The sequence below is a fragment of the Romboutsia sedimentorum genome (genome assembly GCF_030131845.1).
Classification (GTDB): domain Bacteria; phylum Bacillota; class Clostridia; order Peptostreptococcales; family Peptostreptococcaceae; genus Romboutsia_D; species Romboutsia_D sedimentorum.
The window spans coordinates 1-24,225 of the sequence record NZ_JASKYM010000015.1 but is presented as its reverse complement, the minus strand read 5'-3'; the positions used below and the strand labels follow the sequence as shown (position 1 = coordinate 24,225).

Sequence of the window (24,225 nt, the reverse complement as noted above, 5' to 3'; positions counted from 1 at the left end):
TTATGTTTCGTTTGTTTCAAATTCTATAAATTAACCTACTGTTTAATTTTCAAAGTTCATTTTCAATTTCGTTTTGTCCCTTTTCTTAAGGACAAGTATAACTATACCATCGCAAATATATTTCGTCAATACTTTTTTTAAAGTTTTTTATAATATTTTTTATATATATTATTTTACTAATAATTTTAATTCTTCTAAGTTTAAATTTATAAGTTCATTAAGCTTCTTTTTTCTTAATGATATGTCCTCATTATTATTTATAATTTCTTTTCTCATTTTACCTAAAAGGTTTATATATTCTTCATAACTGTCATCATATGTTTCTTCTAATTCTTTTTTTATCCTAGATGATAATGATGGACTTTTCCCTCCTGTAGACACACTAATAAGCAAATCTCCTCTTTTTATATATGAGGGAACCGTGAAGTTTGATAGCTTAATATCATCTACAACATTAACTAGTTTACCATTCTCTCTACAATATATTCCTATAATTTTGTTTACTTCTTTATCATTAGTTGCAGCTACCACTATAAAGCTATTTTTTATATATTCTTCTTTATATGTATCCTTTATGATTTTTATTTTACCTTTTAATTCATCAAATTTATCTATAAAGTTATTAGATACTACTTTTAAAGTTTTTTCAAAGCGTAAGAAATTTATACATTTTCTATATGCAACTTCTCCTCCACCTATTATTGTAATTTCTAAATCTTGTAATTCTATATTAACTGGATATAACATTTATTTATCATCCCCTTTTTTATAAGTCATCTTTTATTATACCATTTTCAATATAAGTTTTATATTTCCGTGTACTATAAAGAGAGTAACATTAGTTACTCCCCTGTAAATTTTTAATTACATATTATTTTTTAACATTTTAGCTAAATCCTTAGCAAAGTAAGTTATTATTATATCAGCTCCAGCTCTTTTTATAGACATTGTAGATTCATATATAGCGCCTTCACTTAATATTCCATTTTTAACTGCAGATTTAAGCATAGCATATTCTCCACTAACACTATATGCTGCTAATGGTAAATCATAGTTATCTTTTACTCTTCTTATTACATCTAAATAAGATAATGCTGGCTTTACCATTAATATGTCAGCACCTTCTAATATATCAAGTTCTGATTCTATTAATGCTTCATCGCTATTTGCAGGATCCATTTGATATGTTTTTCTATCTCCAAATGATGGCGCTGAATTAGCAGCTTCTCTAAATGGGCCATAGAAAGTAGATGCATATTTAACACTATATGACATTATAGCTATATGTTCAAACCCTTCACTATCTAAAGCTTCTCTCATAGCTTTTATTCTTCCATCCATCATATCAGAAGGAGCTACCATATCTGCTCCAGCTTTTACATGACTTACTGCTATTTTTGCTAAATACTCTAATGTTTTGTCATTATCTACGTATCCGCTTTCTGTTAATATTCCACAGTGGCCATGATTAGTATATTCACACATACATACATCTGTAATTACGTTCATATTACTGTCTATTTCTTTTATTTTTCTAATAGCTCTTTGAACTATACCATTATCGTTATAACCTTCACTTCCAAATGGATCTTTTTCATGGTCATGAGGTATACCAAATAGTAGTACATGTTCTATTCCTAATTCTACTAATTCTTTTATCTCATCTTCTAACATATCTACTGAAAAATGATATACATCTGGTAAAGATGATATTTCACTTTTTATATTTTCTCCTTCTACTATAAATAAAGGATAGATTAAATCTTCTACATTTAACTTCGTTTCTCTTACTAAGTTTCTTATTGCCCTATTGGCTCTTAATCTTCTAGGTCTTCTTAACATCTGGCTTCCTCCATATGCATATATAAGTTCCTATTAAATCATAGCTTTCCTAAGTTTAACAGGTATTTATGTTATTTTTTAATAATTAACTATCTTTTATAATTGTACTAATCATACCATCTATAGTTGCAACATCTGCTTCTTTATAAACTTTTAAGTTTAGTTCTTTTGCTGTTTGTGTTGTTACAGGTCCTATAGATATAACTTTAATGTTTTCTAATTTGTCTAAGTTTTCTTTTCCTATAATTTCTACAAAGTTTCTTACTGTAGATGAACTTGCAAAAGTTATATAATCAGTTTCACCTTGATTTAAAACATCTAAAACCTCTTCTTTTCTAGTAGGATCTACTACAGTTTCATATGTATGTATTTCTTTAACTTCACATATTTCTCCTATTTTATCTACTAAAAAATCTCTAGCATTTTTAGCTCTTGGCATTAATACTTTGTCACTTGATTTTAAAATAGGTTTTAATTCTTCAAATAAATACTCTGCTATAAATTTTTGTGGAATTATGTCTGCCTTAATTCCTCTATTTTTTATTTCATTAGCTGTAGCAGACCCTATGGCGCATACCTTTAAGTTCGCTAGCGCTCTACTATCAAGATTCATTTCGTCTAATTTATCAAAGAATATGTCTACTCCATTTTTACTAGTAAGAACTAAATATGTATAATCTTTTATATTTTTTATTTCATTTTCTAATTCTATGTTATTTTCTATTTTATCTATTTTTATAGTAGGAACTTCTATAGGGTTCCCACCTAAGTCCATTATTTTTTCTACTAAACTACTACTTTGAGTTCTAGATCTAGTAACCATTATACTTTTTCCAAACAACGGTTTATTTTCAAAGAAGTTCAATTTTTCTCTCAAACCTACTACATCACCAACTGCTATAAGTGTTGGTGGTTTTACATTCTCTCTTATTGCCGTTTCGTATACATCTTCTAATGTAGAAGTTATTACTCTTTGGTTGTATCTAGTTGCCCAGCTTATAAGTGCTACTGGTGTTTCTTTACTTTTACCTTCTACTATTAAGTTTTCACTAATCTTTTGTAAGTTAGCTACACCCATTAAAAATACCAAAGTTCCTTTTGTATTAGCTAATGCATTCCAATTTATTTCTGGATTTTCTTTATCATCATCTCTTAGATGTCCAGTTATTACATGGAAGGAAGATGCATGATCTCTATGAGTTATCGGTATTCCTGCATAACACAGCCCACCTATTGCAGAAGTTATTCCAGGTACTACTTCAAAATCTATACCTTCAGATACTAAAACTTCTCCTTCTTCTCCACCTCTTCCAAATACATAAGGGTCTCCACCTTTAAGTCTTGTAACTATTTTTCCTTCTTTTGCTTTATCTGCAATTACTCTATTTATATCATCCTGAGGAAGCACATGGTTGCTAGATGCTTTTCCTACATATATAAATTCACAATTAAGTTTAGCTTCTTTTAAATAATTACTATTTGCTAATCTATCGTAAACTATAACGTCAGCTTTCTTTATACATTCTAATCCTTTTAGTGTTAATAACTTATAATCTCCAGGCCCTGCTCCAACTAAATAAACTTTACCCTTCATAGCTATCATACTCCTTTAAAACTAGTTTCGATGATATCTCATCATAGTTGCTATCTTGGTCTAATATCTCTATATCCGCAGCTATTTGATCTTCAAAGCTATCGTACTCTTTTAAGATTATATTTGCTAGTCGAATTCCTAAATCTCTTGGTGAATTTATATCTCCTTGTATTGATTTTATAATCAATACGTTACCTTCTTCATCCCCAAATAGTCCTGTAAGATTTAATTTATCTTCTTCTATTTGGCAGTATGCCCCCATAGGAATATGGCAACTTCCATTTACTCCATCTAAAAATCCTCTTTCAGCAGCAACTTCAATTTCTGTAATTTCATCTCTTAGTGAATTTATAACTTCTTCTACTTCTATATTGTCTTTTCTTATTTCTATTGCTAATGCTCCTTGTGCTGGTGCTGGTATCATTATATCAGGTGAAAGATAGCAACTTATTTTATGCTCTAAACCTACTCTTAATATACCTGCTGCTGCTAGTATTACTCCATCTAAGTTCTCATCTTTTATTTTTTTTATTCTAGTATCTACATTTCCCCTTATAGAAACTATATTTAAATCAGGTCTATGATTTAATAATTGATATTTTCTTCTTTTACTTCCTGTTCCTATAATAGCCCCTTGAGGCAAATCTTCTAAATTATTGTATCCTTCTCTTAATATAAGAACATCTCTTGGATCTTCTCTTTTAGGAACACCTGCAAATTTCAAATTGTCAGGAAGAGATGATGGCATATCTTTCATACTATGAATTGCCACATCTATTTTTCCATCTATCAATTGTTGTTCTATTTCTTTTACAAATAAGCCTTTGTCACCTATTTTATCTAAACTTACGTTTTGTATTAAATCACCTTTAGTTTTTATAATCTTAACTTCAAATTCAATGCTAGGATGGTTTTTCTTAAGTTTATCTATTACCCAATTTGTCTGAGTAACCGCTAATTTGCTCCCCCTAGTTCCAACTACTATTTTCATGGCTCAAATCTCCTTTAGACTTTCCGTTTGCTTATCCTACTTTAACTGTCTTTTTTATTTCTTTGTTAACTAATATAGTTGAGAAATATGATATCTTATCTTCAAGATTTATATCTCTTAAATCATTATATACCACTTCCCCATCTTGAGACGAGTTGCTTACCAATATTGCATAGTCTATAAGATCATTTTTTTCTAATTTCGATACTATTTCTTTGAAATTTTTATAAACTTTCATCAAAACTATAGAACTATAATTTTCTAGTGCATAATCTATTTTTTCTTCATCTATTGTACAAGGTATTATTATTAATGGCTCTTTATCCATTACTAGTGGGAAGTTTTGATTTGAAGCTATATTAGAAAATGAAGATATTCCTGGTATAGTTTCTACATCTATACTTCCTATAAGTCTTTCCATTATATAAACATAAGTGCTATATATCATAGGGTCTCCTAATGTAACAAATCCTACATTTTTACCTTCTTTTACATCTGCTACTATTTCATCTGCTACTTTATTCCAAGCTACTATTTTTTCTCCATCATTAAAGCTCATTGGAAAATGTCTTGATTTTATTTCTAATTTATCTGGTAAATACTTGCCTACTATAGATAAAGCTAAACTTTCCCCACCTTTTTTAGCTTCTGGTGTATATAATATATCTAAATTTTGTAGTGTTTCCACTGCCTTTATTGTTAATAACGAACTATCTCCAGGGCCTGTCCCTATTCCATAAAATTTTGCCATTTCATTTTCCTCCTGTTTGTTAAAAGAATTATATTTGATTTAATTTTTGTAAACAATCATAAGCATGATTCATAAATTTGTTTTGTATATGATGATTTTCGCCTAAACCTTTTAGATGTATCTTAGTATTAAACCCTTGTTCTTCTAAGATTGTTTTCCATGAATCTTCTTCATCTCCTGCCATATCATTTATAGCATGATCCCCTGCTACTAACATAAAAGGCATTAAATTTACTGTTTTTATATTATCTGCTTTTAATTTTTTTATTACATTATCTAATTCTGGATAACCTTCAACTGTTCCAACATAAGCATTTATACCACTATCTCTTAGCATATATTCTAGTGTTGGGTATGCAGAATGTGATTCATGGAATGTTCCATGCCCCATAAATACCACGGCTTCATCACTTTCCATAGTAGGAATTTGATATTGTATAGCTTCTACTGCTTCTTTATAATCATCTATATATGTTAATAATGGTCTACCTAATATAATAGTTTCAAATTTATCTTTATAAGCATCCACTTGTTCTTTTAATTTATTGAATTCTTCTCCACATATTATATGAAGTGTTTGAACTACAACTTCTTCATAACCTTCTTTGTATAATCTATCTAAAGCTTCTATTGGGTTTTCTATATTTATTCCATCTCTATTTTTCAATTTTCTTATTATCATATTAGAAGTATAAGCTCTGTGAAAATCATAACCTTCTAACCCATTATTTATTTTTTTCTCGCAAGCTTCTATTGTCTTTTCTCTAGTTTCTTTATAGCTCGTTCCAAAACTTACTACTAAAATTGCTTTTTTCATATTCTATCCGCCTTGTTTAAATTATAATATTTTTTCTATCTCATCTATGTCGTTTATAACTTTAGGATAATTTACTTTTTCTCTACTTATAATTATCACTGGTATATCTAGACTTTCACAAGCATCTACTTTTTCTAAAAATCCACCCGCAATGCCACTTTCTTTAGTTATCACAATATCAATATTGTAATGCTTATAAAATTCTTCATTTATATTTTGACTAAAGGGACCTTTCATTGCTATTATGTTATCTGCATTTAATCCTAATTTTTCACAACCTAATATAACTTCAGTAGTTGGTAAAACTCTTGCAATTAAGTTTCTATCAGGTATACACTCTACTATTTGCGGCAAGTTTTTGCTTCCTGTACCTATAAATATGTTTTTCCCTTTTTGCCTTGCAATTTTACAAGCCTCTTCTATATTACTTACTATATATTTATTTTTATAAGTTATTTGCTCAATCAAAGACTTTCTTTCATATCTTAAGTAATCTATATTTTTTTGCTTTGCACACTTTATAGCATTTTTAGATACTTCTATTGCATAAGGGTGAGTAGCATCTATAATTTTTTTTATATTATTTTCATTTATAAAATCCATCATTTCAGTTTCAGATAATCTACCATTTATGACTTTTTTCGCATGTTTAGTCGCAAGATTCTCTCCGTAACTTGTTGTTACGGAAAGTATATATGATAAATTTTTATATTTATTTATTTTGTCACATATATCTAAACTGTCAGATGTTCCACCTAAAACTAAAATCATACAGTATATCCTCTTGGTGTTATCATTAAATCATCATGTATGAATGTAGATTTGTTTCCTATTATAACCATAGTAGTCATATCAACTCTTTCAAAATCCATAGTATCAAAAGTACATACAAATTTTTCTTCTTTTTCTCTTCCTACATCTTTAACTATTCCAACAGGAGTACTTTTGTCTTTAAATTGACCCATTATTTCAAAAGCCTTAGCTAAATGTTCACTTCTTCCTTTACTTCTTGGATTATACAAACAAATAACAAAGTCAGCATCTGCTGCTAATCTTAATCTTTTTTCTATAACATCCCAAGGAGTTAATAAATCACTTAAACTTATATGGCAAAAATCATGCATTATTGGAGCACCTAATATTGCTGCTGCACCTATACTTGCTGTAACTCCAGGAATAACTTTAACTTCTATATTTTGTTCTTCTTTAGAAGTAAGTTCTAATATTAGCCCTGCCATTCCATAAATTCCAGCATCTCCACTACTTATAACCGCAACTTTTTTACCAGTTTTAGCTATCTCGACAGCTTCCTTACATCTATCTATTTCTTGTCTCATTCCATTTTGAACTACTTCTTTATCTTTAATAAACTCAGTTACTAAGTTTATATAAGTTTTGTATCCTACGATAACTTCAGCATCTTCCATAGCTTTTATTGATTGAATCGTCATTAATTCTTTGCTTCCAGGTCCTATACCTATAACATATATCATTTTGACACTCTCCCCACCGAAATTGTTATTCCTCTATATTTATGCTTTTCTATTATTAAATTTCCATTGCTAAGTATATGAGTTACAGGTTCTGCAACACAATATACACCTACATTTTTCTTTACAAATTCTGATTTATCAAACAGACAATCGACTTTAGATATATCCTTAGCACAAACAGTTATAAATTCTACACCTAAGTATGATGCTAAATCTATAATTGCTTTTTCATCATGCTTTATATCTATGCTTCCAATTTGCTTAATACTTTTAATATCTATGTTATATTGATGTAGCAAATCGTTTAAAGACTCTTGTAACAATAAGCTATCAGTATTTCTTCTGCATCCTATGCCTACTACTAAATTTCTTGGAATCACTTTTATAACTGAGTTGTTTTTAGTAATTTCTTTTTTATTAGTTACTATAACTACTTTTTCTAGGTCATCTATATTTTCAATACTATTTAAAACTTTAAACCCTCTAGTATCTATATCGTAATCACCATCTATATATATTCCAACTTCTTGATTGTTGACAAGCATTGCATTTACATCTTTTACATTTTCTCTAAAATCATCTATATGAGCATCTAGTTTCTTAGCTATCATGTCCAATGAAGATTTTTTATTTACATCTGTTGCCGTAGTTATAACTGGATTTGAATTTATTAATTTACTTATATGTAATGTCATTTCGTTAGCTCCACCCATATGACCACTTAACAAACTAATTATATTGCTTCCTTTTTCATCAGTAACAAGTATTGCTGGATCACTAAATTTACTATTTATGTATGGTGCTATAACTCTAACTACAATTCCAGTTGCCATTATAAAAATAATATATTGATATTCTTTAAATAAATTCTCTACTAGCACACTCAATTTATCTTTAACTAAAAATACATTTTCTTTTTCATTATCTATATTTAAGTTATTATTTTTATTACTTACTATGTAAACATGACTATTTTCTATAAGATTATTTATCTTTAATGCTAACTTTTTACCATTTTCAGTTATACAAACTAAACAAATCTTAGCTTCTGTATTCATGTTTGAAGTCCTTATCGTATAACTTCGAATTATTATATTCTTTACCTAAGAATTGACCAACTAATATTAAAGCTGTTTTTGTTATACCATTTTCTTTTACTTTTACTGCTATATCTTCTAATGTACCTTTTACTATTTTTTCATCAGCCCAAGTAGCTTTATATACAACAGCTATTGGCGTATTCATTGGATATCCACCTTCATTAAGTCTCTCTACAACCTTTTGTATATCTTGTACTGATAAGAATATTGCCATAGAAGTTTGATGAGCTGCATATGACTCTATCGATTCTTTAGATGGTACTGGAGTTCTTCCTTCCATTCTTGTTATTATTACACTTTGAGATATTTCTGGAACTGTGTATTCTACGCCTAATGATGATGCAGCTCCTAAGAATGAGCTAACTCCCGGTGTACAATCGTAGCCTATCTCTAATTTATGTAAATCTTCTACTTGCTCTCTTATCGAACCATATATAGAGAAATCTCCTGTTTGTAATCTTACAACAGATTTATTTTCTTTTATTCCTTTTTCCATTACTTCTATTATTTCTTGTAAATCCATATGAGCACTATTGTGTATTTCACATCCTTCTTTACAGTATTCTAAAAGTTCTGGGTTAACTAATGACCCTGCATATATAACTACATCAGCATCGCTTAAAAGTTTATATCCTTTAAGAGTTATTAATTCTTTGTCTCCTGGTCCTGCTCCTACAAAATGTACTTTATTCATCATATTAATTTTCCCCTTTTTCACAAGATATTATATAAATTGGGTTTAGAGGTTTAAAATATTCGCCTCTTCCCAGCTTTTCTAACTTAGACACGTTTAACACTGAAACATCTATATTCTTAAATCCATATTCTCTTAGTAGTTTTAAAGTTTCATTAAAAGTTTCTACTATTATAAAATTTGCTACTAATCTTCCACCTTCAATAAGCATATCTTTTGACCAAAGTAATATTTCACTTAAATTATTACCTGTACCTCCAAGAAATACTGCATCAACATTTCTATTTAATTCTATCGGTGCATATCCCTTTATTACATCTACATTGTTTAAGTTGAATTTTTCAACATTTTTATTTATTAAGTCTAGTGCATCATCATTTCTTTCTATAGAAACAACTTCTAAGTTTGGATAATTGTAAGCCGCTTCTATACTTACGCTTCCTGTACCTGCTCCTACATCTACAAATTTTTTAGCATTTACTAAATCTAATTTCATTATAGATATAGCTCTCACTTCTTCTTTTGTTATAGGTACTTTTCCTGTTATGAATTCACTATTTTTCATATGTAATCCCCATCAATTGTTATGACTTTTAATAATCTTCTAGCAATACTACTACGCACATATCAAAATTATCTATTTTTAATATATCTTGTGGTTTTCCTATACTTATTTTTTCATTGTGATAAGATAGATTTTCTCCCACAATAACAGTTTTACTTAAGCTTCGTTTTATAATTTCTTTGCAAATTTCTTTTGGCCCTATGTTTTTATCTGTAACCATACATACTTTTTTGTGAGATAATACATAATCAAAGTCAGGGGTTTTTCCATGGCTACTTGTTATATATAAATCATTCATATCAACATGTACTTTTGAAAATATATATTGCAAAGAACTAATTCCACATACTACATTTAGGTTTTCAGGTTCAATATTTTGTGACAAATACTTTCCTATTCCATATATAAATGGATCACCTGAAGCTATTACAGATATTTGCTTTTCTTTATTATCATTTATGTAGCGTACTATCTCTTTTAAATTAGATGCTAACTCTATCTTTTCACCTTTAAAATCTTTTATAGATTCTAAGTTTCTTTTTCCTCCGATTAATACATCAGAATCTTTTATTAAAGTTTCGCCTAACTTAGTTATATAATCGCTATTTCCTGGACCTAATCCTATTACATTTATCATCTAAACACCTCCACTAAATGATATGTGTTATCTGATTTTCCCAATAAAGTTTTGTCCATAGAAAACATCATAACTTCTACTTCTATTTCGTCATCACATAAATACTGATCAACTTTGAATTTACATTTATTACTTACTAAATCATAGAATTCTTTATAATCACTATTATCTATTATTTCAACTGCTTCTTCTGCAGTTAAGCATTTACTTATTTTTTCTAAAAGCTCGTAAGGAGCTTTCATCATTGCTAAATTAGATACTAATATTTCACTCCTAGCATCTGCTATCTTACTATGAGTATTAAATATTCCTGCTGATATTTTTATAAATTTACCTATATGACCTGCCATAAGTATTTTTTTATATCCCATTCGTTGAGCTTCTTTTAACATGTATCCTATAAAATTGCTAGTTCTTATAACATATTTCATATCTAATTTTAAGTTTTCTCTTATAAATTGTTCCCCATGATTTCCTGGTACTAAGATTATTTTATCTAGACCTTGTTCTTTTTTCATTTGAAGTTCTATTGATAAAGATTTTTTCCATCCCTCATCACTCATAGGCTCAACTATTCCAGTAGTTCCTAAAATAGATATTCCTCCAACTATACCAAGTCTTGGATTAAAAGTTTTTTTAGCTATTTCACTTCCTCTTGGAGCAAATATAGTTATTTTTAGTGAAATACCTTTTCCTAAAATTAATTCTATATCACTGCCTATAACTTTATTTACTTCACTTTTTATCATTTTCATAGGAACTGGATTTATAGCATGCTTTCCAACTTCTACACTTAATCCTTTTCTAGTTACAACTCCTATACCATCTCCGCCACAAACTAATATGTCTTCAGATCCTTGTTGTTTTACAAGTTCTGCTCTAGCATAGATATGCATAGTATGAGTGGCATCAATATCATCTCCACCATCTTTTTGTATTGAACATTCTACATAATCGTCACTCATATTTATGTTTTCAATTTTTAATGTTAGAGGGATACCTTTCGGAGTATCTATATTTACAGTATCTATTTTGCTTTTAGTTAATAGCATCTGAGTTGCTGCTTTTGCTGCACCCGTAGCACAAGAACCAGTAGTATAGCCTCTTCTATATTTTTTCCCGTCTATATATACATACTCTTCCATATCATTACCTACATAGTGTATAAAATAGCATTAACTATGGCTGCTGCTAAGTTACTTCCACCTTTTCTTCCTTTTGATATTATGTAAGGTATATCAGTTTTTTCTAATTCATCTTTAGATTCTGCTGCTCCTACAAATCCAACTGGAACTCCTACTATTGCATCTACACTAAGTTCTTTAGAATTTCTCATTTCCATAACTTTATATAGTGCTGTTGGAGCATTTCCAAGTACAAATATTTTTCTTCCAGGTTCTTTAGATGCTATTTCAACTGCTGCCATTGAACGAGTTATAGCTTTTTCCTTAGCTAGCTTTGCAGTTTCTTCATCAGCTACTAAACATTTATACTTGCATTCTAAAGCTTCTAATCTCTTTTTATTTATTCCGCTTAAAGCCATATTTGTATCTGTATATATAGTTGCATTATTTTTAAGTGCATCTACTATATTTTCTACTACAGTATCTGATATTTTAAGTATATCTAAGTATTCAAAATCTGCAGTTGTATGTATACAGCGCTTTATTATTTTTTCTTCTACTAAATTTTTAAATTCATAATTTGGTCTTATCTCATCTATTATCTCTTGTATCATTACAAAACTTGTTTCTTCTATCATCATAGGATTTTTGATGTATTGCATTGTAATTCCCTCCTGATTCCACCATCTATAATATCTAAGGCGTACATTTTATTGTAAACTACATCTAAATTAGCTTGTTTTAATAATTCTATCAATCTAGCATCATTCATACACTTGTCTATTAAAATTCCAACAACTGTACCACTATGAGCAATATTTACCCCGTATGCACCATAATTTTGTGATATTTCTATAATTTCTTTTAATCCTTCTTTTTTATCTATATTTTCATTGGCTAAACTACTAAGAGTGCAAGCTTTTCCAATACTATATAAATCATTATCTTTCATCCCTTCTTCTAAAAGTTGAAATGCATTTTTTATAATTTCTTTATTTTGTATTTTAATTTCTTTGTAATTTGGTAAGCTTCTAATCTTCATTGTGTTTAAGGTCTTTTTAGGTTCTAAAACTACAACTCTAGAGTTTTTAATGTTGCCTAAATACTTTATTACGTCACCATTTAAGGGGTTGAAAATACTGTTTTTTTCTATATATATAGAATCTGTTGGTTCTATCGTAGATGCTAGTTTAGATATTTCTTCACTGCTTAAACTTTGTTTTAATAGTCCTAGTGTAGCAACTATAGTAGCCCCTATATCTGCTGTTGAACTTGCCATACCTTTTCCCACTGGTATTTCACTTTTAATATTTAATGAAATATTTTTACTTTCCTTAATCGGTATATTAAATCTATCAAAAACAGCTTCTACTGCTTTTCTAGATTTACTTGGTCCTCTTTGTATATTTTTTAATCTTTCTTCAACTATTGCTGTTGAATACATATCTATTGTATATGAACTCAAGTATTCATCATTGTCCACCATTCCTTGAACAAACTCTCCGCAAGACGCTGGACAAATGCCATAATTTTTCATATTAATCTCCTAATAAATCTTTCATATATTTTATAAGGATTTTATTTTCTTCATGAGATTTTATAGCTATTCTTATATAACTATCATCTAAACATATAAAATTCGATGCATCTCTTACAAGAATATTCCCTTTTATTAATAATTCGACTTTTATTTCATTTGCCCTCTTAGTATTAAGTCTAATTAGTAAAAAATTCGTATCGCTATCATATACTACTATGTTCTTTATGTTTCTTAACTCTTGTAACATATATTTTCGTTCATTTATATAGTAGTCTTTGCTATCTTTTATATATTTTTTATCTGTAAAAATATAGTTAGACAAAGTATCTGCAAAAGAATTTATTGTCCATGGTTCTTTGTAGTTATAAATTTTCTCTATTATTTCTTTGTTACTAGTTAATCCATATCCAAGTCTTAATCCTGGCATTCCAAAAAATTTTGTGACAGCTTTTAGTATAAATAGATTTTCATATTTATCTATGGACTTTACTAAACTATATTTTTCTTCATCTCCCACAAATTCCATAAAAGTTTCATCTACTATAAGTAATTTATTGTTTGATTTCATTAAATCTAGTAATTTTTTTAAATCTTTAACTTTACCATTTGGATTATTAGGATTACATACAAATAAACTATCAAATTTTTCTATATTTGCTTTTATATAATCTAAATCTATACCAAACTGATTTTTTTCATCTAACGCTAAATTTATAACTTCTAATCCACTTAATTTAGCACTTCTTTCATATTCTGAAAAAGTAGGATTTAATATAGCTATTTTCTTTCCTATACTTTTCATTAATAAGTAGATTATCTCTGTAGCTCCATTGCCAGGTATTATAAAATCCGATTTTACATTTATATATTTCGATATATTATTTTTTAAATTAGTGTAATTTATATCTGGGTAACTTCTACACTCTTCTAATCCTTCTAATATGTATTTTTCTAAATTTGGTATTACTTTTGGATTTATATTTGAACTAAAATCTATTATGTCTTTTGGATTTTTATCGTACAATTTTGCTATATATTCTACATTAGCACCATGCCCTAAGTCTTTCATATATCTCACCCCTCAAATAAACTCACTATATCGTGAATCTGCCAATGTAAATTTTTATAAAACTATAAACAATGCTGTAAATATTAATATTGAAGTAATTGAAGTAGCATACATTATCTTATTTGTTCTAACTATATCTTCTATCTCAATTTTCCTGATTTTATCTCCTATAGTTGGCTTATGCACTTCTTTACCAAAGTATATATTAGTTCCACCTAATTGTACTCCTAAGGCTCCTGCAACTGCACCTTCTGGATATGCACAGTTTGGACTTTTATGATTTTTTCTATCTCTAATTGAAATTTTAAAACAACTTTTATAATCATATCCTAATATCAAACTTCCTATTGTCATTAATAAAACAGAAATTCTAGCAGGTATATAATTTGCAATGTCATCAATTTTAGCTGATGCAAACCCCAAATTCATATACTTTTCATTTTTATATCCTACAGTAGAATCTAGTGTATTTATAGCTTTATAAGCCATTGCAAGTGGTGCTCCACCTATAAAAGCGTAAAACATTGGTGCAATTATTCCATCAACAGTATTTTCTGCTACTGTTTCTACTGTTGCTCTAATTATTTCACCTTCATCTAAACTTGTAGTATCTCTTCCTACTATATAAGATAATTGAATTCTAGATTTTTCTATATCTTTGCTTTTTAACACTTTATATATTTTTACAGCCTCATCTTTTAAACATTTAGTAGCAAGTGTTGTGTAAATTAAAATTGAATTTGCTATTAAAAAACCACCTGGAACAAAACTACTTAATTTAACTGTTAAATATGTAACTAAGTAAGTTATTCCTACTGTAACAAACCATAATACAAATCCACCTATTTTTAAATTTTTATCAGTTTTAGCTATTTTTCTTATTTTATTTTCAGTTGTTCTTATAAGTTTTCCAATGTACCTAACTGGATGAGGAAAAGAATATGGATCTCCTATAATTAAATCCATTACGTAACCTATGTAAATAGATAGTATATTCATATTACTTATTTCCTTTTTCTAAAAAATTCTTTATACAATCTAAGTTATTATAAAAATGTGTGTGTAGATAAGTAGCTAAAGTATTATTTTTGCTATATCCACCTTCCCATTCATCAACTATTTTTTTATCTCTTTCTTTTCTCATTGTATAAGCACATTCTTCTTTAGTTTGAAAAACTGAGTGATGAAACTCATGACCTTTTATCATTTCACCTTTTTTAGATAAAATAGTTTCTACTTTAGATATTCCATAACAATACCCAAATCTTTTTAAAGAAGATGTCATCTCGCTATATCCTTTAAATATCCCTACCATATTGCATTCTTTATTTTCTTGATCTACAAGTTTTTCTCCTAAATACATTAACCCACCGCATTCAGCGTATATAGGTATATTATTTTCATGAGCTTTTTTTATAGATTGTCTCATACTTTCATTAATCTCTAGTTCTTGAGCAAATATTTCTGGGAAACCTCCACCAATATATATATAATCACAATTTGCAACTTCTTTATCTTCTAAGGGACTAAAGTATTTTATATTTAGTCCTAACTCTTGTAGTAACTCTATATTTTCTCTATAGTAAAAATTAAAAGCTTTGTCATATGCTATAGCTATTGTTTTATTTTCCAATTTATTTTCTTTTATAAAAGGTAATAAATTAAAGTTACTTTCAACTTCTTCGGTTTGTGATATTTCTAGTATTCTATCTATATCTATATACTTTTCTATTTCATCTGCTAAATTATCAAATTTAGTTTTTAAACAATCTATTTCTACACTAGGTACTAGTCCTAAATGTCTTGAGTCTAGTGAAAATTCATCATTAGGAGGAAAATATCCCAAAACTTCTACATCACAATATGTTTCTATTGATTGTTTTATTATTTCATAATGAGTTTTAGTTTTAACATTATTAACTATTACACCTTTTATATCTACATCTTTATCAATTTGTTTATATCCAAGTACCATAGCTGCACTAGATGCTGCCATAGCTTTACCGTTTATGACTAATATAACTGGTGCTTTTAAAATTTTAGACGTATGAGAACTAGTGCAATTATCTAAATCTATTCCTATACCATCAAACAGCCCCATTACACCTTCAACTATTGATATGTCTGCATCTTGTGATGATTTATTAAATACATATTTTATTTTTTCATCATCTAACATATATGAATCTAAGTTTCTTGAGTATCGATTAGTTATAAACGTATGATACGAAGGATCTATATAGTCAGGTCCAACTTTATACGGCTGGACTTTCATATTTCTTTTTGTAAGAGCTTGCATAATTCCTAAGGATATAGTTGTCTTTCCTACTCCACTATTAGTTCCTGCAATCAAAATTTTTCTCATAAATATCCCCTACTATTTAAATTTATTTTTTTGTATTTTCATGATCTTCCATTATCTTATAAATTTTTTCTATATCTAAATGTTCTCTTAATAAATCTGCTAATTTGTCGTATTCTTTTTGTTTAAATTCATCAAATGAAGTTACCCTACTTTGTATCTTTTCTAATCCCTTTTGAGTTCTTATGTTGTTTAATATGCCTCTTGTAAAATCAATATCATCAAATATACCGTGAAGATAAGTTCCTACTACATTACCTTCTTTGTTTACACTTCCTTCTGCATAATTAACATTTTCTTCTAGTTTTTTATTAATCATGTTTAGATCATTTACATTTTCACCGATTTTGCTTTTCCCCATATGTATTTCATAACCTTTTACTTTTTTTCCTCCAAGATTAGCCATATATCCGCTAAGCCCATCATGTATTGTAGCTTCTACTTGAGTTGTTACTTTTTCTTTTTCAAAAGTAGTTTCATTATCTAAAAGTCCAATTCCATCAAATTCATCTACTTCACCTTCTACATGATACGGGTCTTTAAGTTTATTACCTAACATTTGATAACCCCCGCAGATACCAAATATTAATTTACCTCTTTTTTGTAATTCTTTTATTTGCTGTTCTATCCCATTTTCTCTTATGTATTTTAAGTCATCTATTGTACTTTTACTTCCCGGTATTATTACCATATCAGGATTTCCTAACACCTCTCCATAATCAACATATCTGATACTAACGTCTTCTTGTGTTTCAAATATATTAAAATCTGTAAAATTAGACATATGTGGTGTTCTAATTATTTCAATATGTACATCATTTTTATCCATTTTAGTTTTGAATTTAGTTGTTACACTATCTTCATCTTCTATTTTTATATCACTATAAGGAATAACCCCAAGTACAGGAACTTTTATTATTTCTTCAAGCATCTTAACTCCATCATATAAAAGTTCTTTTCTTCCTCTAAATTTATTTATTATTACTCCCTTTACTCTTTTTCTTTCTTCTTCGCTTAGTAGAAGCATCGTACCTGCTAAAGAAGCAAATACTCCTCCTCTATCTATATCCCCTACTATTATTACAGGTGCATCTGCTATTTCTGCCATTCCCATATTAGCAATATCATGTTCTCTTAAATTTATTTCAGCACTACTTCCAGCACCTTCCATAACTACTATATCGTGATTATTACTAAATTTTTCAAATATAGTTTTCAATTCTTTTGATAACTCAGGCTTATATGTATGATAGTCCGATGAAGACATATCTTCTCTTACTTTTCCCCTTACTATTACTTGGCATCTATGGTTTCCAGATGGTTTTAATAATATAGGGTTCATATCTGCTACTGGCTCTATTCCTGCTGCTTCAGCTTGAAATACTTGAGCCCTTCCCATTTCAAGGCCTTCTTTTGTTATAAAAGAATTTAATGCCATATTTTGAGATTTGAATGGTGCAACACTATAACCATCTTGTTTAAATACTCTACATAAACCAGCTGTTAAAACGCTTTTTCCAACATTAGATGCAGTACCTTGTAACATTATTTTTTTACCCATAATTTCACACCCTTTATCTAAATTTTCTAATATTAAAAAAGACCCAACTCTATCTAGAGTTAGGTCTTTTATTTTATAATGTATCAAATAAAAACCTTCACCCCGAAGATCTCATTAGTCAATTAAATTAGGCAGGTATCCTGGCTCAACTTCATCCTACTCCTATACCTTCCCGTCAAGCGACAGTGGCATTTATAGTTTCGTCAGTTTTACAGTAGCGGGGGCTGCAAAGGTATTTAACCTTTTTCCCTTTTAATCTATAAGAACCTATTTTAATCTAATATTCGATTTTTAAAGGCTAAATAAAACTAGTATTATTCATAGTATTTACAACAGTAAAACCATTTTCTACCTCTAAAATTGTAACTGATGCATTATCAATCTTAAAATTCCAGTGGTACTCATAACTATTTGATATAAGGTAAGTTATTATATTTCTTATTGTTCCTCCATGAGAACATATAAGTATTGTCTTATCTTTATTATCAATAATTATTTCACTTATTTCATTTGCCACCCTGTTATAGGAGTCTATCAAGCTTTCTCCATTAGGGTATTTATATTCGTATCCTTTATCTATCATATCTTGAAACTCTTTTGGGTGATTTTTTTTTATTTTTTCAAAGGTTATACCTTCAAAATCTCCAAAGCTAATTTCCTTTAATGCTTCTTTTTGTATTATATTTATTTTTTTTAAATTTGCTATCTTTTGTACTGTATCTTTAGTTCTTGATGATGTAGTAGTATAAATTTTATCTATATCTACTTTTTCCAAATAAGTTGTAAGCTTATCAATTTGTTTTTTACCTATCTCACTTACAACACTATCTATATGTCCAGATAATTTGTTATCTTGATTATCAGTAGTCAATGCGTGTCTTACTAAAATTAATTTTGTCATAGTCTCACCTCTTTAAGATTAACCTATTATAAAGTATATGTAAAGTAAATATATAACTTCTCCAAGTTCTATACTACATCCTAGTATATCTCCTGTTACTCCATCAATTTTTTTATATATATGATTTTTAAATATCTGATTAAATAAAATAACAACTATTATAGACCCAAGTATTCTTATTATAATTTCGAATTTACTTAAAAATATAAATTTTGATATTAATAATATCATTGCTATTGTGTATAATATAGCGCTTATAAACATGTTTGTGCTACATTTTCCTATGAACATATTTCCCATACCTTTAGCTCTTGGTGATACTGTTTTATAAGTTAATCTTAGTACTCCCAATCTACCTATAACTGGCATAAATATTATCATCCACATACATCCTGCATTTACAACACTATATATAAACCCAATTTTAAGTAATATTACAAACGTTATAGCTAAAAGTGAATTTGTTCCTAATCTAGAATCTTTCATTATCTCTAGCATTTTTTCTTTATCTCTATAACTGTATATAGCATCAAAAGTATCTCCTAGTCCATCAATATGAAGGCCTCCTGTAAGTAATACTGATGCTAACGTAATAATTATAGATGTTATAAATGGGTCAAATATTATCATTGATACCGTTCCAACTAAGAACAATAATACTCCTAATACAAGTCCAACTAATGGAAAATACGTTAATGATTTATGAAAATCATCATCAATTCCTACATCTACATTTATAGGTATCCTAGTCATAAATTGAAGTATTGCTATAAATCTTTTCATAATCTACCCCTTTATCTTCATAGGTATACCACTTACTACAAAATATACTTCATCACTTTGTGATGCTATGCATTGATTTATTCTACCTACAATATCTGTGTATACTCTGCTTAGTTTGTTATCAGGAACAACTGCCATTCCTAGTTCATTAGTCACTACAACAAAATATAAATCTGTTTTTTTTATTTCTTCAATTAATTTAGTAACTTGATCTTTTATGTACATCTCTACGTTATTTATTTGATCTTGATTCGCTTTATCTATATCTATTTCATGTGTGAACATTAAATTATTAACCAATAATGTTACACAATCTAATATAACCGTTTTGTGTTTTTTAGATATTTCTTCAATTATAGAATAAATATCTTTGTATATTTCGTAAGTATTCCAGTTTTGAGGTCTACTTTCTTTATGTTTTTTTACTCTATCTTTTAATTCATCATCAAAAGGTACTGATGTTGCTATATATGCAGTCTCATTATTTCTATTTATACATAATTGTTCTGCAAAATTACTTTTACCAGATCTTGCTCCACCTGTTACCAATATAACTTTGCTCATTTTATTTCTCCTATCTTAGATACCTATTTTCCTAGATCTACTTCATCGTATGTAGCCATATTTTGATATGTATAGTTAGATGCTTCTATTATATTAAATGCTAAAGCTGCTCCACTACCTTCACCTAGTCTCATATCCATATTAAGTACAGGACTCAGATTTATTATTTCTAAAGATTTTTGAGTTCCTGGTTCTGCTGATAAGTGAGATGCTATCATATACTCTCTACATTTAGGGTTTATCTTATATGCTAATAATGCTGCTGCATAAGATATAAATCCATCTAAGACTACAGGTATTCTGTTTGCGCTACATCCCAATACAACACCTGCCATAGCACCTATTTCAAATCCTCCAACTTTAGATAATATATCTATAGCATCATTTGGATTTGGATTATTTAATTCTATAGACTTTCTTATTACGCTAGCTTTGTGTGCTACTCTTTCTTTCTTTAATCCTGCTCCTATTCCAGTTACTTCTAAAGGATCACAATCGCCTATTACTGATATTATGGCACTACTTGGAGTAGTATTACATATTCCCATTTCTCCAATACCTATAACTTTATATCCTTTTTCTATACAATCTTCTGCCACTTCTATACCAATTTCTAAACATTTTATGGCTTCTTCTCTACTCATAGCAGGTCCTTTAGCCATATTTGATGTTCCTTTTCTAATTTTATAATCTAGAACACCGTCTAATTTATGGTCACAATTTATACCTACATCTACTGCTACTACATCAGCACCTACAAATTTACTTAATGTTCCTACTCCACATAATCCTTTTGCAAAATTAGGAAATTGAAGATATGTTATGTTTTGAGGGTCTGGTGCTACACCTTCCTCATAAACTCCATGATCTCCTGCAAAAGCTATTATTGCTTTTTTAGACGTATCAAATTTTTCACTTCCATATATTCCTGCTAATTGCATACAAATGTCTTCTATCTTACCAAGGCTGCCAACAGGCTTTATAAGTTTGTCTAATCTTTCTTTTGCTTTATTAATATATTTTTCATCTAATGAATATATATTCTTTGATATATTTTCTAGTAAATTCATGTAATTTCCCTCTCATTAACATTCTTAAAGATTGTGTGCTGCTTTTAATGCTTCGTAACTAGCGTTTATAGTATAATCAATATCTTCATTCTTGTGAGCATTTGATAAAAACATTGCTTCAAACTGAGTCGGAGCTAAAAGAATTCCTTTATTTATTAATTCTTTAAAGTATTTATTAAATTTATCAACATCACATTTAGTTACATCATCATAATTATTTATAGGACCTTTTGCAAAGAATAAACAAACTAATGAACCAGCTCTATTTATAGTATAATTTAATCCTAATTTTTCTATATTATTTCTTAGTCCTGCTTCTAATCTTTTAGCTTTTTCTTCTAATTCTAAATATATTTGAGGATTGTCTCTTAGTATTTCTAAGTTCTTTTTACCCATATACATAGCTAGTGGATTACCTGATAATGTTCCAGCTTGATAAACAGGTCCCACAGGAGATACCATACTCATTATTTCTTTAGTTCCACCATAAGCTCCAACTGGAAGTCCTGCTCCTATTATTTTTCCAAAGCAAACCATGTCTGGCTTTATTCCAAAGTATCCAATTGAACTGCTGTAATTTAATCTAAATCCAGTTATTACTTCATCAAATATTAAAACAGTGTTGTACTCTTTAGTTATATCTCTTAATAATTGTAAAAACTCTTGTGTCCCAGAAACTACACCCATGTTACCTGCTACTGTTTCTACTATTATTGCAGCTATTTCATGACCTTGGTTTTTGAATATTTCTCTTACTGCATCTAAATCATTATATCTACATACTAAAGTATCTTTAACAACATCATCTGGTACTCCTGGACTTGTAGGTACTCCGTATGTAATTGTTCCAGATCCTGATTTAACTAATAGGGCATCTGAATGTCCGTGGTAACATCCTTCAAATTTTAATATTTTATTTCTATTTGTGTACGCTCTAGCTACTCTTAAAGCACTCATTGTCGCTTCGGTTCCAGAGTTAACCATACGAACTTGATCTATTGCAGGATAAGCCTCTACTATTATTTTTGCCATATCTACTTCTATTTCTGTAGGCACTCCATAACTTGTTCCTTTAGCTACTACTTCTTCAATACCTTGTACTATTTCTTTTGGACTATGTCCTAACATAAGTGGACCCCAAGAACAAATATAATCTATGTATTCATTTCCATCTACATCATATATTCTACTTCCATGAGCTCTGTCTATAAAAATAGGATCTAAACCTACTGATTTAAACGCTCTAACAGGACTGTTAACCCCTCCTGGTATATACTTTACTGCTTCTTCATATATCTTTAGTGATTTTTCATTTTTCATATGTATACCTCCTAAGGTCTAAAGTTCAAATAACTCTTCAACTAATTTCATGTATTCTTCGCGCTTACCTTTATCTTTGGTTTGCTTTAAATTAATTATAGGCTCTCTTATAAGCCTTTTAAGTGCAGATGTCATCATCTTATCTATGACTTTTTTCTCTCTAGTATCTAAATTTAATTTTCTAAATATGTACTCTAAAGTATCTTCTCTTATTTCTAAACATTTATCATTTAATGACTCAATAGTTGGATCTATATGTGTTGAATCTACCCATTCTAAAAACTCATCAATACTTTCGTTTATCATCTCATACCCTATGTTAGCTAATTCTTTTCTTCTTTCATTGTTTTCATCATGAATTTTCTTTAAGTCATCTATATCATAAACTTCTGCATTTTCTATATCATTTATTTTTGGATCTATATCTCTTGGAAGAGCTATATCCATCATATAAACTTGTTTTTGAAGTTTAGGCATTTCTTCATATTTAATTACCATATGAGGAGACGCTGTAGCACTTATTACCATATCCACATCATTAAGTACTTTATATCTGTCTTTATATTCAATCGGAACAATATTTTTATATTCATGTTGTATTTCTTTTATCTTACCATGACTTCGATTTGACACATATATTGTGTTAACCTTTTCTTCTTCTAAATGTTTCATGGTTAACTTGCTCATTTTTCCTACGCCTATAACTAAAGCATTCTTACCCTCTAATTCACCTAACCTCTTTTCTAAAAACTTTACCCCGATATAGCTTATAGATAATGGTTGCTGTGATATTTTTGTTGTACTTTTCATGTTTTTTGCTGTAGTTATTGCTTCTCTAAATAATTTATTAAATATCTTTTTACTAGAACCTAATTGCATAGAAAAAACATGAGCATCTTTTACTTGCCCTAGTATTTGGTCTTCTCCTAATACTATAGAATCTAATCCTGATGTAACATTATAAATATGTTCTATAGCCTCTCTACCTGATTTTGTAAATAAGTAGTTACTTACATCAGGACATTCAAAGAAGCTTTCATAGAATTGTTCTATCATTTTTATTTTTTCTTTAATATCTTTTGATTGAATATAAATCTCACTTCTATTACAAGTCGATAATATAACAACCTCTTCTATCTCTTTGTCTAATAAATAATTTATAGCCTCTATTTTCTGTAAATCCGTAAAAGAAACTCCTTCTCTTACACTTATTGGAGCTAAATTATGATTTACGCCTACAACCCCTATATTCATTGATATCCTCCAAACTATATTAAGTTTTTTATGTTTACATTTATAGTATACATCTACATCTAAACTTTGTAAATTTAGAACTAATAATATATTTTTGAACGCAAAAAAAAGATTACGTGGCTACGTCTTACTCTCCCAGGCAGTTGCCCACCAAGTACCATCAGCGCTAAAGAGCTTAACTTCTGTGTTCGGA

Annotated in this window: 25 protein-coding genes, 1 rRNA gene and 1 riboswitch; all 26 genes read right to left on the bottom strand. The window is 28.8% G+C overall.

Translation table 11 applies throughout. From position 1 onward, the window contains the following. Window positions 1-168: 168 nt before the first annotated feature. Window positions 169-747, bottom strand: coding sequence for a precorrin-2 dehydrogenase/sirohydrochlorin ferrochelatase family protein (locus QOZ84_RS15965; protein ID WP_284133894.1), 579 nt, complete (start codon window positions 745-747; stop codon window positions 169-171). A 117-nt stretch (window positions 748-864) separates the two neighbouring features. After that, window positions 865-1,842, bottom strand: coding sequence for a porphobilinogen synthase (gene hemB, locus QOZ84_RS15960; RefSeq protein WP_284133893.1), 978 nt, complete (start codon window positions 1,840-1,842; stop codon window positions 865-867). Between the two features lie 85 nt (window positions 1,843-1,927). Further along, on the bottom strand, window positions 1,928-3,436 hold the full coding sequence (cobA, locus tag QOZ84_RS15955; protein WP_284133892.1) for a uroporphyrinogen-III C-methyltransferase: 1,509 nt from the start codon (window positions 3,434-3,436) through the stop codon (window positions 1,928-1,930). Then, on the bottom strand, window positions 3,426-4,427 hold the full coding sequence (gene hemC, locus QOZ84_RS15950) for a hydroxymethylbilane synthase (protein ID WP_284133891.1): 1,002 nt from the start codon (window positions 4,425-4,427) through the stop codon (window positions 3,426-3,428). Before hemC ends, cobA begins: the two co-directional genes overlap by 11 nt. A 31-nt stretch (window positions 4,428-4,458) precedes the next feature. Further along, entirely contained in the window at window positions 4,459-5,178 is a 720-nt protein-coding gene (locus QOZ84_RS15945; protein WP_284133890.1) for a cobalt-factor II C(20)-methyltransferase, read from the bottom strand. A gap of 28 nt (window positions 5,179-5,206) precedes the next feature. Next, the gene (locus tag QOZ84_RS15940; RefSeq protein WP_284133889.1) at window positions 5,207-5,995 is read right to left on the bottom strand and encodes a sirohydrochlorin cobaltochelatase; all 789 of its coding nucleotides are present in this window, start codon (window positions 5,993-5,995) and stop codon (window positions 5,207-5,209) included. A gap of 21 nt (window positions 5,996-6,016) precedes the next feature. Further along, window positions 6,017-6,766: a cobalt-precorrin-6A reductase gene (locus tag QOZ84_RS15935; protein WP_284133888.1), complete on the bottom strand. Its 750-nt coding sequence runs from the start codon at window positions 6,764-6,766 to the stop codon at window positions 6,017-6,019. Then, entirely contained in the window at window positions 6,763-7,488 is a 726-nt protein-coding gene (cobJ, locus tag QOZ84_RS15930) for a precorrin-3B C(17)-methyltransferase (protein ID WP_284133887.1), read from the bottom strand. Before cobJ ends, QOZ84_RS15935 begins: the two co-directional genes overlap by 4 nt. After that, a complete protein-coding gene (gene cbiG / locus QOZ84_RS15925; protein ID WP_284133886.1) occupies window positions 7,485-8,546 on the bottom strand; it encodes a cobalt-precorrin 5A hydrolase in 1,062 nt (353 codons plus the stop codon). The genes cobJ and cbiG overlap by 4 nt, the downstream gene beginning before the upstream one ends. Beyond that, window positions 8,530-9,282, bottom strand: a complete 753-nt coding sequence (locus QOZ84_RS15920) for a cobalt-precorrin-4 methyltransferase (protein ID WP_026900028.1) — start codon at window positions 9,280-9,282, stop codon at window positions 8,530-8,532. The genes cbiG and QOZ84_RS15920 overlap by 17 nt, the downstream gene beginning before the upstream one ends. 4 nt (window positions 9,283-9,286) lie before the next feature. Next, window positions 9,287-9,847, bottom strand: coding sequence for a decarboxylating cobalt-precorrin-6B (C(15))-methyltransferase (locus QOZ84_RS15915; RefSeq protein ID WP_284133885.1), 561 nt, complete (start codon window positions 9,845-9,847; stop codon window positions 9,287-9,289). 28 nt (window positions 9,848-9,875) lie between these two features. Continuing rightward, window positions 9,876-10,484, bottom strand: a complete 609-nt coding sequence (locus QOZ84_RS15910) for a cobalt-precorrin-7 (C(5))-methyltransferase (RefSeq protein ID WP_284133884.1) — start codon at window positions 10,482-10,484, stop codon at window positions 9,876-9,878. Continuing rightward, window positions 10,481-11,629, bottom strand: coding sequence for a cobalt-precorrin-5B (C(1))-methyltransferase CbiD (gene cbiD / locus QOZ84_RS15905; RefSeq protein ID WP_284133883.1), 1,149 nt, complete (start codon window positions 11,627-11,629; stop codon window positions 10,481-10,483). Before cbiD ends, QOZ84_RS15910 begins: the two co-directional genes overlap by 4 nt. 8 nt (window positions 11,630-11,637) lie before the next feature. Then, window positions 11,638-12,270 carry a cobalt-precorrin-8 methylmutase gene (locus QOZ84_RS15900; RefSeq protein WP_284133882.1) on the bottom strand — a complete coding sequence of 211 codons (633 nt, stop codon included), beginning with the start codon at window positions 12,268-12,270 and terminating at the stop codon, window positions 11,638-11,640. Beyond that, complete coding sequence (locus tag QOZ84_RS15895) at window positions 12,246-13,145, bottom strand: GHMP family kinase ATP-binding protein (protein WP_284133881.1); 900 nt, start codon at window positions 13,143-13,145, stop codon at window positions 12,246-12,248. The genes QOZ84_RS15900 and QOZ84_RS15895 overlap by 25 nt, the downstream gene beginning before the upstream one ends. 1 nt (window position 13,146) lies before the next feature. Next, window positions 13,147-14,217 (bottom strand): pyridoxal phosphate-dependent aminotransferase, encoded by a 1,071-nt coding sequence (locus tag QOZ84_RS15890; RefSeq protein ID WP_284133880.1) that lies wholly within the window; start codon window positions 14,215-14,217, stop codon window positions 13,147-13,149. 54 nt (window positions 14,218-14,271) lie between these two features. Next, window positions 14,272-15,216 carry an adenosylcobinamide-phosphate synthase CbiB gene (cbiB, locus tag QOZ84_RS15885; RefSeq protein ID WP_284133879.1) on the bottom strand — a complete coding sequence of 315 codons (945 nt, stop codon included), beginning with the start codon at window positions 15,214-15,216 and terminating at the stop codon, window positions 14,272-14,274. Between the two features lies 1 nt (window position 15,217). Next, window positions 15,218-16,582: a cobyrinate a,c-diamide synthase gene (locus QOZ84_RS15880; protein WP_284133878.1), complete on the bottom strand. Its 1,365-nt coding sequence runs from the start codon at window positions 16,580-16,582 to the stop codon at window positions 15,218-15,220. Window positions 16,583-16,604: 22 nt separating this feature from the next. Beyond that, the gene (locus tag QOZ84_RS15875; protein ID WP_284133895.1) at window positions 16,605-18,140 is read right to left on the bottom strand and encodes a cobyric acid synthase; all 1,536 of its coding nucleotides are present in this window, start codon (window positions 18,138-18,140) and stop codon (window positions 16,605-16,607) included. Between the two features lie 113 nt (window positions 18,141-18,253). After that, window positions 18,254-18,426: riboswitch (cobalamin riboswitch) on the bottom strand. Window positions 18,427-18,438: 12 nt separating this feature from the next. After that, window positions 18,439-19,041 (bottom strand): histidine phosphatase family protein, encoded by a 603-nt coding sequence (locus tag QOZ84_RS15870; RefSeq protein ID WP_284133877.1) that lies wholly within the window; start codon window positions 19,039-19,041, stop codon window positions 18,439-18,441. 18 nt (window positions 19,042-19,059) lie between these two features. Continuing rightward, window positions 19,060-19,824 carry an adenosylcobinamide-GDP ribazoletransferase gene (gene cobS / locus QOZ84_RS15865; protein WP_284133876.1) on the bottom strand — a complete coding sequence of 255 codons (765 nt, stop codon included), beginning with the start codon at window positions 19,822-19,824 and terminating at the stop codon, window positions 19,060-19,062. A 3-nt stretch (window positions 19,825-19,827) separates the two neighbouring features. Beyond that, on the bottom strand, window positions 19,828-20,388 hold the full coding sequence (gene cobU / locus QOZ84_RS15860; protein ID WP_284133875.1) for a bifunctional adenosylcobinamide kinase/adenosylcobinamide-phosphate guanylyltransferase: 561 nt from the start codon (window positions 20,386-20,388) through the stop codon (window positions 19,828-19,830). A gap of 23 nt (window positions 20,389-20,411) precedes the next feature. Further along, on the bottom strand, window positions 20,412-21,458 hold the full coding sequence (cobT, locus tag QOZ84_RS15855) for a nicotinate-nucleotide--dimethylbenzimidazole phosphoribosyltransferase (protein ID WP_284133874.1): 1,047 nt from the start codon (window positions 21,456-21,458) through the stop codon (window positions 20,412-20,414). Between the two features lie 24 nt (window positions 21,459-21,482). Beyond that, entirely contained in the window at window positions 21,483-22,778 is a 1,296-nt protein-coding gene (gene hemL, locus QOZ84_RS15850; protein WP_284133873.1) for a glutamate-1-semialdehyde 2,1-aminomutase, read from the bottom strand. Window positions 22,779-22,796: 18 nt separating this feature from the next. Continuing rightward, a complete protein-coding gene (gene hemA, locus QOZ84_RS15845; protein WP_284133872.1) occupies window positions 22,797-24,032 on the bottom strand; it encodes a glutamyl-tRNA reductase in 1,236 nt (411 codons plus the stop codon). A gap of 114 nt (window positions 24,033-24,146) precedes the next feature. Beyond that, window positions 24,147-24,225 (bottom strand): 5S ribosomal RNA (rrf, locus tag QOZ84_RS15840); the annotation flags it as partial.

Excerpts from the sequence above, each read along its gene's own strand:
- QOZ84_RS15965 (WP_284133894.1), bottom strand. The coding sequence starts at position 747 with ATGTTATATCCAGTTAATATAGAATTACAAGATTTAGAAATTACAATA.
- hemB (WP_284133893.1), bottom strand. The coding sequence starts at position 1,842 with ATGTTAAGAAGACCTAGAAGATTAAGAGCCAATAGGGCAATAAGAAAC.
- QOZ84_RS15870 (WP_284133877.1), bottom strand. The coding sequence starts at position 19,041 with ATGACAAAATTAATTTTAGTAAGACACGCATTGACTACTGATAATCAA.
- QOZ84_RS15920 (WP_026900028.1), bottom strand. The coding sequence starts at position 9,282 with ATGAATAAAGTACATTTTGTAGGAGCAGGACCAGGAGACAAAGAATTA.
- cobS (WP_284133876.1), bottom strand. The coding sequence starts at position 19,824 with ATGAAAAGATTTATAGCAATACTTCAATTTATGACTAGGATACCTATA.
- cobA (WP_284133892.1), bottom strand. The coding sequence starts at position 3,436 with ATGAAGGGTAAAGTTTATTTAGTTGGAGCAGGGCCTGGAGATTATAAG.
- QOZ84_RS15915 (WP_284133885.1), bottom strand. The coding sequence starts at position 9,847 with ATGAAAAATAGTGAATTCATAACAGGAAAAGTACCTATAACAAAAGAA.
- QOZ84_RS15895 (WP_284133881.1), bottom strand. The coding sequence starts at position 13,145 with ATGAAAAATTATGGCATTTGTCCAGCGTCTTGCGGAGAGTTTGTTCAA.
- QOZ84_RS15935 (WP_284133888.1), bottom strand. The coding sequence starts at position 6,766 with ATGATTTTAGTTTTAGGTGGAACATCTGACAGTTTAGATATATGTGAC.
- cobT (WP_284133874.1), bottom strand. The coding sequence starts at position 21,458 with ATGAATTTACTAGAAAATATATCAAAGAATATATATTCATTAGATGAA.
- QOZ84_RS15880 (WP_284133878.1), bottom strand. The coding sequence starts at position 16,582 with ATGAGAAAAATTTTGATTGCAGGAACTAATAGTGGAGTAGGAAAGACA.
- cbiG (WP_284133886.1), bottom strand. The coding sequence starts at position 8,546 with ATGAATACAGAAGCTAAGATTTGTTTAGTTTGTATAACTGAAAATGGT.
- hemL (WP_284133873.1), bottom strand. The coding sequence starts at position 22,778 with ATGAAAAATGAAAAATCACTAAAGATATATGAAGAAGCAGTAAAGTAT.
- QOZ84_RS15945 (WP_284133890.1), bottom strand. The coding sequence starts at position 5,178 with ATGGCAAAATTTTATGGAATAGGGACAGGCCCTGGAGATAGTTCGTTA.
- QOZ84_RS15910 (WP_284133884.1), bottom strand. The coding sequence starts at position 10,484 with ATGATAAATGTAATAGGATTAGGTCCAGGAAATAGCGATTATATAACT.
- QOZ84_RS15890 (WP_284133880.1), bottom strand. The coding sequence starts at position 14,217 with ATGAAAGACTTAGGGCATGGTGCTAATGTAGAATATATAGCAAAATTG.
- hemA (WP_284133872.1), bottom strand. The coding sequence starts at position 24,032 with ATGAATATAGGGGTTGTAGGCGTAAATCATAATTTAGCTCCAATAAGT.
- QOZ84_RS15900 (WP_284133882.1), bottom strand. The coding sequence starts at position 12,270 with ATGCAATACATCAAAAATCCTATGATGATAGAAGAAACAAGTTTTGTA.
- cbiB (WP_284133879.1), bottom strand. The coding sequence starts at position 15,216 with ATGAATATACTATCTATTTACATAGGTTACGTAATGGATTTAATTATA.
- cobU (WP_284133875.1), bottom strand. The coding sequence starts at position 20,388 with ATGAGCAAAGTTATATTGGTAACAGGTGGAGCAAGATCTGGTAAAAGT.
- QOZ84_RS15940 (WP_284133889.1), bottom strand. The coding sequence starts at position 5,995 with ATGAAAAAAGCAATTTTAGTAGTAAGTTTTGGAACGAGCTATAAAGAA.
- cobJ (WP_284133887.1), bottom strand. The coding sequence starts at position 7,488 with ATGATATATGTTATAGGTATAGGACCTGGAAGCAAAGAATTAATGACG.
- cbiD (WP_284133883.1), bottom strand. The coding sequence starts at position 11,629 with ATGGAAGAGTATGTATATATAGACGGGAAAAAATATAGAAGAGGCTAT.
- hemC (WP_284133891.1), bottom strand. The coding sequence starts at position 4,427 with ATGAAAATAGTAGTTGGAACTAGGGGGAGCAAATTAGCGGTTACTCAG.
- QOZ84_RS15875 (WP_284133895.1), bottom strand. The coding sequence starts at position 18,140 with ATGGGTAAAAAAATAATGTTACAAGGTACTGCATCTAATGTTGGAAAA.